Genomic DNA, 13962 nt, shown 5'->3' on the forward strand with positions numbered 1-13962 from the left:
GCTTAACTACCTTTTGCAAAATAAACCATGAAGGGTTTCAAGGATTGCCATAACACTTTTATCGACCACGCGATAATAGATAGTTTGGCTTTCACGTCGAGTCGCGACGATCTGAGCTTTTCTCAGTGCCGCTAAGTGTTGCGATAATGCTGACTGCGCCAACGGCACAGCTTCGTTTAATTCGCTCACGCTCATTTCACCATCTTGCAGCGAACATAAGATCATCAAGCGATTTTTGTTCGCCAATATCTTTAGCATTTGCTCTGCTTGCTCCACATTGTCGGCCATAGCCGCAAAATCGATGTTCATAATCACACTACTCTATATTCTTAAAATACCGCTAAAGTATAGATTGATACATTAGAAAAGTCTAATATTAGAATTTACTAATGTAGAATTTTCTAATATATTAAAAACATCACTCTGTTATCGAGGTCTTATTATGAAACTAAATGACGCGCTTCGCCTAATTGCTGGTGTAATGATCTGTATTTCATTGTTGCTACAACAGTTTCACAGTCCGCTGTGGATTTGGTTTACGGTATTTATTGCTCTAAACTTAATTCAATCGGCATTCACTAAGTGGTGCCCAATGATCACTATTTTACGCAAACTTGGCATGGAGGATTAGTATGCTGACACCAATTCCTGACTTAATGAAAATTGTTGCCCCAAACCAGCGCCGCATTAGCGCTGACCAAGCAAAACAAGAATTAAGCGAAAACCATGGTTTATTAATAGACGTACGTGAACCTGCTGAGCACGCAACTAAAGCAGCAACAGGTGCCATTAATATCCCACGCGGTGTACTTGAAATGAAATTAATGGAAATTGAAAAAGATCCTGCAAGACCCATTTACTTACACTGTGCAAGTAGTGCCCGCGCCACACTCAGTGCCGAAGCACTGACTCGTGTTGGCTACGAAAATGTCACAGTAATCACCTGTAATGCAGAACAAATTTGTCAGGTTTTTTAACTTCATAGAACAGTAACACTGGTCGGATAAGCTCGTACTTTTCTATTTATAGGTACAGAGCAATGACTTTTACGCGCAGACGTTTTTTAAAAGCATCGGCGGCTGGTTTTGGAGCCGCCGTTTTATCTTTCGGTTTAACGGGCTGTAGTCTTAATGACGATGATGACGAAACCACAAAGCTTACTCCCGTCAGCTTTGATCACGGTGTTGCCAGTGGCGACCCGCTCGCTGACAGTCTCATTATTTGGACTCGCATAACCCCTCTTGAAAACGTCACGAGTGTTAACGTTGTTTGGCAAGCCTCAACAGATGCTAACTTCACAACCATAAGCCATGATGGCGAAACACAGGTAAGCGATGCTACCGACTTCACCTTAAAAGTTGATCTACAAGGTCTCAATGCCAACACTACCTATTACTACCGCTTCATAAGTAATGGTAAAACCTCACCCACTGGAGCAGGTAAAACGCTTCCAACCGACAACATACAACAAGTAAAATTTGCTGTTGTCTCTTGCGCTAACTACCCTGCAGGCCACTTCCATGTGTATGGTGAAATTGCAAAACAAACCGATTTAGATGCAGTACTACACCTTGGTGACTACATTTATGAATATGGCAATACAGGTTATGCGACTGAAGATGCCGCCGAACTTGGCCGTTTATTACCTGATGACAATAGCGATGAAATCATTTCTTTAGCGGATTATCGCAAACGTTACGCCCATTATCGTAAAGACGAGAACCTGCAAGCTGCTCATAGTCATTGTGCATTTATTACTGTTTGGGACGACCATGAAATAGCGAATGATACATGGCACAGTGGTGCTGAAAATCATAACGACGGCGAAGGTGAATTTAGCGAGCGTAAAATGCATGCACTTCAAGCGTACTTTGAATGGATGCCTATCCGTAATGTAGCCGATAAAGAACGTATTTATCGACGCTTCGAGTTTGGTAATTTAGTGTCATTACACATGCTCGATACCCGTGTTTTAGCTCGCGATGAACAAATTAATTATGCAAATTTTGATTTAACCACTAGCCAAGGACAAACTGACTTTGTTACAGCAATCAGCTCTCCAACTCGTGCTCTATTAGGTAATGAGCAACTAACATGGCTTACAGATGGTTTAGCAACAGCAACGACACAATGGCAAGTACTGGGGCAACAAGTGCTGATGACCAAAATGCATTTGCCATTTGAGATTTTACAGTTACTTATGAATATTCAAGTAACTCAAGCAAGCGGTGCTGACCCATCTGCATTACTTGCTCAAGCAAACACGCTATTTAGTGAGCTTGCGCAAATTAAAGGACGCATATTAGCTGGCGATCCAACGGTTACTAGTGAGCAGCGAGCACGCGTAGAAACAACAGCGCCTTATAATCTTGATGCATGGGATGGCTATGCTTATGAACGAGAAATAATACTTGGGACAGCAATTGCAACGCAAAAGAACTTAGTCGTTTTAGCGGGTGATACGCATAACAGCTGGGCAGGACAATTAGTCACTGATGCAAGCAACCCTGTTTCAGCTAAATCTGCAGCTGGTGTTGAATTTGCCACATCGTCAGTTTCTTCTCCGGGCCTTGAAAACTACTTAGCGTTAAATACGCAATCGAGCGAAGCTGTCGCACAAATTGAGCAAGTCATTGCATTATTGGTTAACGACTTAGCTTACAACAACTTAGTTGAACGCGGCTACTTAACGGTCACCTTTACTCAACAGCAAGCGCTTGCCCAGTGGCATTATGTAAGTAGCGTTAAAACAGCCGATTACACACTGCTTAGCGAGCGTCAAAAAGCGCTCAGCGTACAAGCTGGTAACCCTACTTTACAAATGGCTTAACGCTTTTCATCTAATAGCGTAACTAACATTTGCTCAATGTTTTTTACGCTATACGTAAGTGAACGCAGCAATTCTAACTGGCTATCTTCAGCTTGATGCTCAGGTTTTGCACTGCTGCTTTGAGTCATCTCATCTTTTTGCTTCAAGATTGCTTCGCGAAACGCCTCTGCATCAACCACTCCGAGCAATGATACCAATGCCCCTTGCCCTGATTGACCCGCCGTTTCAAAGCTCAGTCGATAAAGGCCAAATTGACGCATTAAAGGACCTTGGCTAAGTGCCACATCGGTTATTTTTTCAAGGGGGATCGATTTTTCTTCTTTAAAGAAGACACCACGTTTTACCACTAACTTACGCGTTAACAACGTGGCTGACATCGCCGCTAAAATACGCCCTGCCACCAGCCAGATTATTAACGCAACAATGGGAATGAAAGGGATACCTACCATACTAATCACACAGGTAAAAATACCTAGTAATAACCAATACTGTTTTACTTTTGGATCAAAGCTGGCACTCAATAAACTGGTTTCTGTCATCATAGGCTCCTTGATAGAGAGTTATGACAATATACAAACTTTTCATTAAACACAAAAAAAGCCGAGCAAAAGCCCGGCTTAAGGGTACTGCAGGGAAAGCTATTCCACTGCTTCAACCGTCACTGTTAATTTACTCAGATCAGGTCCTTGCACTGTAAAACGATAATCGCCAGCAGCTGCAATACTCAGGGCGATATTGGCGCCAACGGCTTCTAATAAAGCGGCTTCGCCAAGTACAGCAACAGGGGCATCACCACTACCGCCATAATCTACGGTACTCCAATCTTCAGAAGCGACTTTGAACTCATAGTCACCTGCCTCTAATGTCATGGTGGTACTGTACATCGCATCACCAGCATAAATTAGTGGGTTATCTGTGCCCCAACCATTAACGCTTCCGCGTAAGTACACCTGAGTTGCGCCAAACATTTCTGCATTAAATACACTCATGAGTGGCTCTTCAAGGTTGCTGGCATCAAACACAAACTGATATTGACCATCGCTTGCAATATCCATTGTCATGTTTGCACCTTTTACTGCGAGCAGTTTTTCTGTACCCACAGTGACTGCCGCGCTACTTTCACCTGAGCCATAATCCACTGTGCTCCAGTCGCTTGAAGCCACTTTGAATTCATAGCTACCCGCGGTTAACTGTTTAGTGAAGGTATAAATGCCTTTACCTTGATACATCAACTCATCACTGGTACCCCAATCGTTTAAGCTACCGCGTACATAAATTGCAGTGCCAACAAATGGCTCTTCGTTATAGACCTTAAGCACTGGGTTATCGGTGTCTGTGGCATCGAATGAGAATACATAAATAGCATCCATTGCCGCCGAAAAGGTCATATTAGCGCCACTGCGTGTTAGCGGCTCATCTTCACCTTCGATCACTTCAGCAACATCGGCAGAAAGCGCACCAAAATCAACGGTAGACCAATCTTCAGAAGCCACTTTAAACTCATAGCTGCCTGCTGTTAGAGGAATCGCAATTTTGTACTCGCCATTACCCACATATTCAAAGCTATTTGCCGTACCCCAGTCGTTTAACGAGCCACGAACATAAACTGTTGTGCTACCAAATGGCACAATATCTGGCGCCCCCACAGTCGCATCGGCACTTAGGCCTTCGCCTTGAGCATCACCTTGTGGTTTCACAAACACAGCAACAGTATATGGCGGAACATTAAAGGTCCCTTCGCCCTCACCAGCTATAAAGCTTGCCGCTGACATACTTGAGTCAACACTTGCTTTTAAAACAGGATGAAGCTCAAAACCCGCAGCCGTTGATACCGTATGCGATAAGCTTTGCTCAGTGCCGTTCATCACCACGACAATGGCATCGTATTGGCTATCTAGATCAGTCAAACCAACACCATCATCGATACTCATCACGACTAAGCCTTGCTGTTGACGCTTACCAATATTGTGGAAGCCAACGCGGTCTAAGATGTCTTGCTCTGTGGTTAAACTAAATAATGGGCTGGCACTACGAATTGCTAAGAACTCAGTAAATACATTACTTGCGTACTCAATGTCGCTAGCCATCGCTTGCGCATTCGTATTTGCTGAAATAGGTGCAATTTCGCCCCACTTCGCTTGGTTATCTTGCGCAGGCGGTAAACCTACATTCCAGTTATTGGTTTCTTTACTGAAATCAACAAAGTTGAACCAATCACCAGAATCATAGCTGTTACGATCCATTGATTTAGAACGCAGCATATCAGCACCCATTTGCATAAATGGAATACCTTGGCTCATCAACGGCATAGCTAAAGCCATATTGTGAACACGCACACGCTCTTCAATACTTAAGTTAGTGCCATGTTTATATTGCAGCTGATCCCATAGTGTTTCGTTATCATGCTTAGAGACATAGTTAATGCTGTCAGCCGGATCGAGTGCATAAGCCGCAGGCTGACCACTCCAACTAAAGCTGATGCCTTTTGCTGAATTACCTTTAAAGTCTTTAAGAATGTAGTTTTGTAAGTTACCTGCCAGTGATAAACGCAACGTATCTTGCTCAGATAAATTGCCATCTGTGGCATTATTACTAAAGAACGCACCACCACGAATTGCCTCACGGATACGGTCATTAAAGGTACCTACTTCAGTGCCAGCCATATCCATTTGTTTAGCTTGCACAAATAAACGGTTATCAGCGACTTCACCAAAGTTCCAACCTTCACCATAGAAGTAGGTATCAGGGTCAACTGCTTGCACTGCACTAAGCGCGGTCATAATTGATGCTTTTGGCATATGGCCCATCACATCGAAGCGGAAGCTATCGTATCCAAAGTCACGAGCTAGAATCACCATAGAATCAGCAACAAACTTATCCATCATGACATGTTCTGTTGCTGTATTTTCACAACAGGTTGAGCGCTCGATATCGCCGGATGTTTCGTTATATCTGTGGTAGTAACCTGGTACCAGTTTATCGAACACTGATTTATCCCAAACGCCTGATGAGGTCGTGTGGTTGTAAACAACATCAAGCACGACACGTAAACCAATTTCATGTAACGACTGGATCATCGCACGCGTTTCTTTTACTCGTGCAATACCTTCAGGCGATGAAGCGTAAGAGCCTTCAGGCGCAATAAAATGATGCGGATCATAACCCCAGTTAAAGCTATCAACACCACGCATTGCATTAGCAAGTGCTTGGGCATCATCAGAGCCAGGTAGGTATGACGCCATTAAATCAACTATCAATGCACTCTTATCTTCGGTTTTACATGCATCGGCATCATCGTCAATGCGGCTACATAAATCACCTAAGGTCGCAGTGATATCAACACGCTGACTGGCATCTTCATCTATGGTGCCAATATCTGTTAGTGGCAGTAAATGGAAATGGGTTAAACCATTATCAGCTAGCTTTTTAAGGTGCTGCATTGGTGCGCTATCAAGTTCAGTAAACGCTAGATACTTACCACGGTTTGCCTCACTGACTGTTTCATCACGCACACTAAAATCACGTACATGACCTTCGTAAATGACCGCTTGCTCAGGGTAATCAACCGTTGGCACCATACGCTCATCCCAGCCAGTCGGTTTAGTATCTTCATCATCAAGGTTAATCAATTGGCTATATAGACCATTGGTTGAAACGTTTAATGAATAAGGATCTGTGCTCCATAAGCTTTCAATTTGCTTAGTCGTCGGATGATAAACATCAAACATAAAGCGGTAGTAATGGCGATCGTGACTGATATCGACATTGCTAGACCAAATACCCGTTGCGCTATCAAAGGTCATAGCAAGTTGTTCAAGCTCTGTTTTATCAGCATCATACAGCGCTAATTTCAAATTGCTTGCAGTCGGAGCCCATACCGACACATCAATGCCATTATTGGCGTAATGCACACCTAGTTGTGCTTCATTAGCGTCACTTTCGCCACTGGTGTATAAGTCATCAAGGGCTTTAGCGGTTTGCACATACGTCGCTTCAATCAGTTTGCCATCAGCGTCATAGCCTGCCACAACCAGTTGTTGTTTAATAAGCTCTTTTGCAGCGGCTGCATCCCAGCTACCTTGGTACGCATTCCATCCAGCAAGGTGCGGCACTTTAGCAATTTGCTCATCGCTTAAAGATGTCGATGTAAGCTCAACCACTTGACCATTTAACTCACCGGTATCTTCATCGACAGCTAAATCAGCACTGCTTGAAGAGTGTAATTTAATGATACTGCTCAGTTCATCACTTGGTTGATAAACAAAGGTTGAGAGGTCAAGCCAATGCGCTGAGGCACCAGAGATACTCACCGGGCGTTCGCCCAAGGTCATAAGTGGGTACTCAAATACCGAAGGTTCACCATGAAAAGTAAAGTTCATACGTTGAAACTTTTCATCGTCCTGCATCAATGGCATTTTTAAATCAACATCACCAAACGCTTTGCCAGACCCTTCTGTACCTATATGCACAATGAAGTTAGCACACTCGTTGTAGCCCTCTTTGAGTTTTACAATCCAATACGCGCCATAATTAGGATCAATACCATCGTATTCATGCCCATTTTCCCAACCAGTGGCATCAAACGGCGCCGCGTACGCATCACAAACATCGTTATTCCATGAGTGTAAACGGTAACCTTCATAGGTTTTATCTTTACGGTTATAGAATAAAATGGCTTCGTCGTCTGCTGGGAAAACCACGGGATCTGGTAGCGAAGAATCGTACCCGTTAACACATTTTTCATTGGTTTCGTCAGGTACCAATGGTGCTTCACACTCTTTCGGAGGCGGATCGACGCACTGGGTGCCTGCTTCATTAGGGATTTGCGGTACGCTACAGGTCAATAAAACTTGCCCAGAATCTATATCGTTACTTGCGCCACCACCACATGCTGCTAGCAATACCATGCTACATGCAATCAGTAAGCGGCTAAAATTAGCTATTATTTTCATATTATTATCTCCAGCTTACTGATCAATGGTTATAGGTAAAACCTAGATAAAACTGACGACCAAAAAATTGCGTGGTGCCTGTTTTACTGGTTGTTCCAAAGTAGCTTTGTGTTGGTTCGTCGGTTAAGTTATTCACTTGTAATAACATGCCGAAAGAATCTGTGAACTGATACGATGTTTGGAAATCGATAACCGTTTCCGCATCAAAGTTCACTACTTGCTCATTGACAGCAACTTGCTCTGAAACGAAATCATCGCGATAACGCACATTCAAACGTGTTTCAAAGTTTTCATAGCTGTAAAAAAGAGTGCCGTTAAAGACATTGTTTGAAAGGCCAGGCAAGTCTTGCGATACAGAATCACCACCTAAATCGGTAATAGATTGCACCTCACTCTCAGTATAAGAGTAACTGGCGTTAATACCTAGGCCTTCAAACGGCGAGGGTAAGAAAGAAAAAACCTGCGTATAGGCAAGCTCAATACCGCGAATATAACCGCCTTTGGCATTGTTAACCGCAGTGGTGTACACACCATTTGTGGTTTCGATTTGCTCACCACTGACAGGGTCAACAATGTATTCTGGTACGTTAAAACCATTACCCTTAAAGTCAAAGTTCTCTATAGCTACCGTATCTATGAATGAGTCGATATTCTTATAAAACGCAGCAACTACCAGTGCACCATCGGTGTCTTCAAAGTATTGCTCGTAGGAGATATCGTACTGATCAGCATAGAAAGGTTTTAAGAATGGGTTATTAGTACTTGAGCCGTTAATTTCGCCGTCATTGTTAACCGATGCACTGGCATCACCCGCTAAACGGTTAATCGGAGCACGCGCCATCACTTTTGCCGCAGCAAAACGAATTTGTGTCGCGTCACTCACTTTAAAGTTTAGGTTTAATGAAGGCAGGTAGTCTGTGTATTTTATACCTAACACGCTTGGTGCATATAGGTCGTTAACAATGCCATTGTCATCGACAATATATTGCGCACCGAGCTGTGGATCGCCACCGACGTTTTCGAGTACCGTCGCTGATTGATCAGTATCTACACGGCGAATACCAATATTACCTGTGACTGGCAGCTTGCCAATTTCGGTATCAATGTTAAGCATAAGGTAGGCTGACACTACTTCTTCATACACTGAGCCACTTTGTAACACCGACCATGAATAGTTAGTGGTGTAGCCTTGTGTGTCAGGCTCTTTGTCACCATCTAAATCCACAACACCATCGGCGTTACCCCAGGTCTGTACTGGCTGCGGAGTCCCATCAGGAAACCATGCGTTGAGCGCTTTATCTAAATCTATCGCTAGGTATGATGGGAAATAACTAAACTCACCTTGCCAATCAACCACTGTAGTCATATCATCAGTAAGGCGAAGCGGTGGTTGAGTCGAGGAGAATGCGCCGTCGTTACCGTATTCGAATACTGAGCGATTATTGCTGTATTCACGGTCAGAGTAACGAGCACCAAATTCAATTGAGCTAAACCAGTTATTCTCTAACTCATACTTAAAATCGAGTCGAAAAGCTTTTACTTCATCTTCATTTTCATACGGATAAATACCGTATTTACTGACCATAACTCGGTCAATATCACTGAACGCAGCAGCCTGATTGAAGCCGATATCTGGTAGGTCTAATCCATTTAACTGATAATTAATTTGCACATTGGTATCAAGTATAGGGGTTTCAGCCGTCGCGTCTTCTGCTACCAGCGCCCAAAGCAATCCATTGCGGAAATTACTTTTCGCACGTGATAAAGACACATCAGCATTAACGTTCAAACGCTCAGTAATTTGCCAATCAGCATTAATGCCGTAGCTATCTACTTCATCAAAGTCTTGGTTATCATCATTAACGATTTCAACACGGGTAAAGCTATCTGATGTGCGGTTAATCGCACCACCAATCACCGCATTACCGTCGAGCACTGGATTAGCATACACCGCAGACGGACCACCAAACTTAACCCGAAAACCACGGGCAAATGACTCGCTATCAAAACGAGATAAAAACGCATCACCTTTTAATTTAAAGCTATCGGTTGGCGCCCATTCAATTGAGGTTAAATAACCATTACGGGTTTCTTCACCACCTAAATGCTGAAGCTCAAACCCTTCACTGATGTATTCATTAGCAGGGTTATCAGCTGGGCCATCGGTATCATTGGCCAGCCCATCAACATCTTTATTACCGTTATAAGCAAAACCGATAAACTGAGTCGCCACACTCGGCTGGAATAAGCGCGCGTAACCTAGTGCGACACCTAGCGTATCGTCAAGAAACTTGCCTTGGTAAGAAAAACTAATACGGTCGCCATATTCAGTGGCATCAAATACCTCTGAGGCACGGTCGTTATACATACCGCGCACATTCGCAGTAAATTTGTGTTGCTGGTCATTATCCAATGGGCTAGCTGTTTGTAACTCTACCGTACCCGCTACGCCCCCTTCAATAAGTGATGCCTTTGGCGACTTGTAGACCGCCGCGGAACTGATTAACTCAGACGGGTATTGGTCAAACTCGATACTACGGCTACCACTAGTAGATACCTGCTCTCGACCATTTAATGTCGAAAAAACAAATCCACCAGATAAACCGCGAATGTTGATTTCGGCAGCTTGACCACCGGTACGCACCGCCGAGATCCCCGGTAGACGTGTTAATGCATCAGCCATAGATACATCAGGTAATGCACCTAAGTCATCAGCTGAAAGTTGCTCAGAGACAGTGTCGCTAAAGCGTTTTTGATTTAATGATTGAATTAAGCTGCGACTAAAGCCGCGCACTTCGATTACTTCAAGCTCAGGATCGATTTCCTTTGCTGATGTGCGTTCTTCTTCCGTCGCCGCCATTGCACTGTTTGCCGCTACTAAAGCTAGCATAAGCGCACTTAGCTTGAATTTCCCCATTGGATTTCCACCCTGTTGTCGTTGGAGGTGTTGTATTTGTGGTTATTGTTGTTGTCAAAAAACAACCAATAAAGTGTAACCAAAAGGTAAATATTGTGTGATGAATACGTATGCAATAGGAGCTTGCTGGGGAAAGCAGCGATCACAACCCTTTTTTATTAGTGATGTAATCGCAATATGGAGGTATTTATAAGGTAATAACGACGCGAACAGCTAAGGCAATAAAGATCACCCCTAGCAATTTTTCGAGCCATGGATTCGTCTTGGTAAAGCCAAAACGCTTTTTTGATATGTCGGTTAACAGTGCAACAAGTAGATACCAGCCAGTATCAAGCACAAATACCGTTAAACACATGATTAACCCAACTTGCAAAGTCAGGTTCTCAGGGTCAATAAATTGCGAAAACAGCGCTAAAAAGAACACCGCTAGTTTTGGATTTAAAAAGGCAATGGCAAAGCCGTCTTGCAGCGCGGCCGCGAGGGCTCGGCTTAGTTTGCTCAACATTCAGTGTTTGCGAGCTGGGTTTAGCTAACAGAATACGAATACCCAAATATGCGAGATAGGCTGCACCGCCATAGACCAGCACTTGATAAAGCGTTGGTAACTGAGTCATCAGCGCACCTAAACCTAGTAACGAGGCACACGCATAAAAGCCAACCCCAATACCATGGCTTAATGCCGCCAACATGCCGTTCTTCATACCGCCATGTAAACTGTGTTTTAAAACCACAGCTAAACTCGGCCCCGGCGACATTGCCCCCATCACGCAAATTAAAACTAAACTCAACCACTCAGTTAGTGTCATTATTCGTTATTCTCGATTAGTAATAAAACGGATGTTATCTGACCATAAACCCCAGTGGCAGTGGTGATTGTTTTCACTTGCCAACCAGCTTGACCTAATTCGAACACCCGTTGATTTAATGCATCAATATCGATGCCGCCGAAAAAGCGCTTCTTTTTAAACTCAACTATTTTTTGCATGTTAGTCCATCAGTTGGTATTCAAAGTCATAATGATGAATACCCGATTCAATTCGAATTGCCATTTTACCACAGAGACCTTCAAGCTCTCCTGCGCCAGAGTCAGGCACCACTTCTAAAATCAATCGATCAGCACCTTTATCCATCGTGCCAAAATGTTGCAGTACAAAACTGCCTTTCTTACCCTCTAAGCTACCGACGACCTGTTCAATCGCTACATAACCTGCACTGCCCTTAGTTGCAGTCATGGCACTGAGCATTTCGCCTTGGCTTGTTGCCTCTAATGGACCTGAAAACTGTTTATCAATCGACATGCGTCCCAAATTTACGCCATCTTGCCCTGTGGCATAGCCGCCAATTGGGTTTAACTTTACGGTGAATTGACCACTGATAGTTGTAGATTCCATACTAATCCCTTAATAACTGTTGATTTTTAGAGCATTGATAACCATATCTATACCCTATTCACCAACAAGAATCTAGCATGTCTAACAATAAAGAAAAGGCCGCATTTAGTAGCCTGTTACCGATTTTAGCTTTTATAAAACCCTATAAATGGATGGTGTTTGCAGCCCTTGGCGCCTTGCTGCTTACGGCCGGTGTTAACTTGTCACTCGGACAAGGCGTTAAATTTGTTATCGACCATGGCTTTATTGCAGGCTCGCAAGCTCAGCTTCAACAAGCGGTGATGGTGTTAATTGGTTTAATAAGCTTATTGGCTTTAGGTACTTTTTGTCGCTTTTATTTAATGTCGTGGATTGGTGAGCGAGTCAGTAACGATATCCGTAAAGCCGTGTTTGATCGCATCGTTACATTACACCCCAGCTACTTTGAAGAAAACCGCGACGGCGAGCTGATGTCGCGACTAACCACCGACACCACCTTGTTGCAATCTATCATTGGCTCCTCTTTTTCGATGGCATTACGCAGTAGCTTAATGCTGATTGGTGGCTTGGCTATGCTACTTATCACCAACCTAAAGCTAACTCTTGTGGTTGTTGCCTGCGTACCCGTAGTACTACTGCCGATGATGATTTTTGGCCGAAAAGTGAGAAAGCTCGCAAGCTCAAGCCAAGATGCCATTGCCGATATCAGCACCTATGCTGGTGAGATCATTCAAAATATTAAAGTCGTGCAAAGTTATAGTCACGAAGAACGTGAAAAAGCAGCATTTAGCGAAGAAACCAACAAGGCGTTTCAAGTAGCGAAGAGCCGTATCAAACAGCGCTCGTTTTTGATTGCAGCGGTTATATTTCTGACCTTTAGTGCCATTAGCGTGATGCTTTGGGTTGGTGGCAGCGACGTATTAGCTGGCACCATGACTGGTGGTGAGCTAGGTGCTTTTGTGTTCTATGCGATTATGGTGGCGATGTCTGTAGCAACCGTTGCCGAAGTGTATGGTGAGTTGCAAAGAGCAGCAGGTGCAGCTGCACGATTGTTAGAGCTACTCGCCGTTGAAAGCATGATCAAAAGTCCAGATACAAATCATGATGCACAACTTGAGGAAAACAAGCTTAATCACCCCGCTATTCAGTTTAATGAGGTGTCTTTTCATTACCCTTCAAGGCCAGATAAAGCCGCTTTAAATGCGCTAAATTTACAAGTAAAACAAGGGCAAACTGTTGCTATTGTTGGCCCGTCAGGGGCTGGTAAAACAACATTGTTTGAGTTACTGCAGCGCTTTTATGACCCAAGCTCTGGGAGTATTTCGCTGGCAGGAATAAACATTAAAGCACTCTCTCTTGATTGCTTGCGCCAGCAAATGGGGATGGTGGCACAAAACCCAATTTTATTTAGCTCAGACGTAATGCATAACATACGTTATGGCAATCCAAGCGCCAGCGACGAGCAAGTATATGCAGCGGCTAAATATGCCCATGCCGATGAGTTTATTAATCAACTCCCTGATGGTTATCACAGCTTTTTAGGTGAGCAAGGTGTTAGGCTCTCAGGTGGACAAAAACAACGCATAGTACTAGCGCGTGCAATATTAAAAGACCCTGCAATTTTGTTGCTTGATGAAGCAACCAGTGCACTCGACGCACAAAGTGAGTTTCATGTACAAGCAGCCCTTGAGCATCTAATGAAAGACAGAACAACACTGATTATTGCCCATCGTTTAGCAACAGTTAAACACGCCGATGTGATTGTCGTGATGGATAAAGGGGAAATTATTGCAACGGGTACGCATCAGCAATTGTTTGAGACTAATCCATTGTATAAACAATTGTGCGAATTACAGTTTAATCGAGATTAAGCAGATTGGTTTAAAAAATGGA

Annotated in this window: 10 protein-coding genes and 1 pseudogene; 4 read left to right on the top strand and 7 right to left on the bottom strand. The window is 43.6% G+C overall.

The window, feature by feature from the left end; genetic code table 11:
- Positions 1–6 precede the first annotated feature (6 nt).
- Positions 7–309 (bottom strand): ArsR/SmtB family transcription factor, encoded by a 303-nt coding sequence (locus P4S60_RS15335; RefSeq protein WP_063702365.1) that lies wholly within the window; start codon positions 307–309, stop codon positions 7–9.
- A gap of 133 nt (positions 310–442) precedes the next feature.
- On the opposite strand from P4S60_RS15335, the gene P4S60_RS15340 reads away from it, so the two are divergent.
- From P4S60_RS15340 to P4S60_RS15350, 3 genes are all read left to right on the top strand, one after another.
- Positions 443–631: a YgaP family membrane protein gene (locus tag P4S60_RS15340; protein WP_054562832.1), complete on the top strand. Its 189-nt coding sequence runs from the start codon at positions 443–445 to the stop codon at positions 629–631.
- Position 632: 1 nt separating this feature from the next.
- Positions 633–977 carry a rhodanese-like domain-containing protein gene (locus P4S60_RS15345; RefSeq protein WP_063702368.1) on the top strand — a complete coding sequence of 115 codons (345 nt, stop codon included), beginning with the start codon at positions 633–635 and terminating at the stop codon, positions 975–977.
- 62 nt (positions 978–1039) lie between these two features.
- Positions 1040–2830, top strand: coding sequence for an alkaline phosphatase D family protein (locus P4S60_RS15350; protein ID WP_337116499.1), 1791 nt, complete (start codon positions 1040–1042; stop codon positions 2828–2830).
- Here P4S60_RS15350 and P4S60_RS15355 read toward each other — a convergent pair.
- From P4S60_RS15355 to P4S60_RS15380, 6 genes and pseudogenes are all read right to left on the bottom strand, one after another.
- Positions 2827–3369: a PH domain-containing protein gene (locus P4S60_RS15355; protein WP_105174363.1), complete on the bottom strand. Its 543-nt coding sequence runs from the start codon at positions 3367–3369 to the stop codon at positions 2827–2829. The genes P4S60_RS15350 and P4S60_RS15355 overlap by 4 nt on opposite strands.
- 99 nt (positions 3370–3468) lie before the next feature.
- A complete protein-coding gene (locus P4S60_RS15360) occupies positions 3469–7782 on the bottom strand; it encodes an alpha-1,6-glucosidase domain-containing protein (protein WP_337116500.1) in 4314 nt (1437 codons plus the stop codon).
- Positions 7783–7804: 22 nt separating this feature from the next.
- Positions 7805–10699 carry a TonB-dependent receptor gene (locus P4S60_RS15365; protein ID WP_337116501.1) on the bottom strand — a complete coding sequence of 965 codons (2895 nt, stop codon included), beginning with the start codon at positions 10697–10699 and terminating at the stop codon, positions 7805–7807.
- 187 nt (positions 10700–10886) lie between these two features.
- Positions 10887–11505: pseudogene (locus P4S60_RS15370) on the bottom strand (LysE family translocator).
- Positions 11505–11684, bottom strand: a complete 180-nt coding sequence (locus P4S60_RS15375) for a DUF4177 domain-containing protein (RefSeq protein WP_337116502.1) — start codon at positions 11682–11684, stop codon at positions 11505–11507. The pseudogene P4S60_RS15370 and the gene P4S60_RS15375 overlap by 1 nt, the downstream one beginning before the upstream one ends.
- Before the next feature lies 1 nt (position 11685).
- On the bottom strand, positions 11686–12090 hold the full coding sequence (locus P4S60_RS15380) for a DUF3224 domain-containing protein (RefSeq protein WP_337116503.1): 405 nt from the start codon (positions 12088–12090) through the stop codon (positions 11686–11688).
- 77 nt (positions 12091–12167) lie between these two features.
- On the opposite strand from P4S60_RS15380, the gene P4S60_RS15385 reads away from it, so the two are divergent.
- Positions 12168–13940 carry an ABC transporter transmembrane domain-containing protein gene (locus P4S60_RS15385; RefSeq protein ID WP_337116505.1) on the top strand — a complete coding sequence of 591 codons (1773 nt, stop codon included), beginning with the start codon at positions 12168–12170 and terminating at the stop codon, positions 13938–13940.
- Positions 13941–13962 lie beyond the last annotated feature (22 nt).

It is taken from the genome of Pseudoalteromonas sp. Hal040, assembly GCF_037162425.1.
GTDB classification, from domain to species: domain Bacteria; phylum Pseudomonadota; class Gammaproteobacteria; order Enterobacterales; family Alteromonadaceae; genus Pseudoalteromonas; species Pseudoalteromonas gelatinilytica.